Source organism: Microvirga sp. KLBC 81, from assembly GCF_003075415.1.
In the GTDB taxonomy this organism is placed as follows: Bacteria; Pseudomonadota; Alphaproteobacteria; order Rhizobiales; family Beijerinckiaceae; genus Microvirga.
This window is the reverse complement of record NZ_QDAH01000318.1, coordinates 358-586: the sequence shown is the minus strand read 5'-3', so window position 1 is coordinate 586 and position 229 is coordinate 358. Positions and strand designations below refer to the sequence as shown.

The window sequence follows — 229 nt, the reverse complement described above, 5'->3', positions numbered from 1 at the left end:
GTGGACGTGGGTGCGGGTCCAGTCGAGGATGCGGGTCAGCTCCTCCCAATAGACCACGTCCTCGAACGGCAGGGTCTCGACCGGCGCCCCGGTGACGATGAAGCCGTCGAACTTCTCGTCGCGCACCTCGTCCCAGGCCCGATAGAACGCCGCCATGTGCGCCTGGGGCGTGGTCTTGGGCGTGTGGCTGCTCAGCCGCACCAGGCTGAGCTCGACCTGCAGGGGGCCG

At 69.0% G+C, this 229-nt stretch carries 1 protein-coding gene; it reads right to left on the bottom strand.

All coding sequences use genetic code 11. The features are described from left to right. The coding region (locus DC522_RS36745) for a homoserine O-succinyltransferase (protein WP_245444791.1) at nucleotides 1-229 on the bottom strand (229 nt) is incomplete at both ends.